The 448-nt window shown below is 54.0% G+C and carries 2 protein-coding genes; both read right to left on the bottom strand.

The window, feature by feature from the left end; genetic code table 11:
• A partial coding sequence (locus tag JMF97_RS30840) for a DUF6124 family protein (protein WP_203224696.1) occupies positions 1 to 263 on the bottom strand: 263 nt, incomplete at its 3' end.
• Positions 260 to 448: hypothetical protein (locus tag JMF97_RS31635; protein WP_238360472.1), on the bottom strand; the 189-nt coding region annotated here is incomplete at its 5' end. The genes JMF97_RS31635 and JMF97_RS30840, both read right to left, overlap by 4 nt.

Raw genomic sequence — 448 nt, forward strand, 5'->3', positions numbered from 1 at the left:
ACCAACAGTCCGGCCAGCTCCGCCAACTGGAGGATCGCCAGAGCGGCGTTGCGATGAGGACTTTCGAGACTGTGGGCTAGATTGGTGCTCATGACGTTGAGCGAGCCCAATGTTTCACAGGTTTGGGCGGGCAGCGACAGCGTGTCGAGGTTAGGGTGGAGGGTGAAAAAGTGGCTGATGGGATCGGAGAGTTTGGATGAGTCAATGTCATCGTTGGCTGAAGCATCGGGTGATTGCGGGGAGTTGGGGGTAGTCTTTTTCATGTCGGAGATCCGTGCAAGTTTAAGGCTAGGCCGAAAAGGTCAATGATGTGGTTGCTGGGTATCGATTTTCTTACATTCGTGTCCGGGGCAAACGTACTTACCGCAACATCGTCTTGGTTCCGGCCAACGTTCTCTTGATCCCCTTTTTCAGCCGGTGCAAGTTCGGGGAGCTTAACAAACAGTGC

The organism is Micromonospora fiedleri (assembly GCF_016774385.1).
GTDB classification, from domain to species: Bacteria; Actinomycetota; Actinomycetes; order Mycobacteriales; family Micromonosporaceae; genus Micromonospora; species Micromonospora gifhornensis.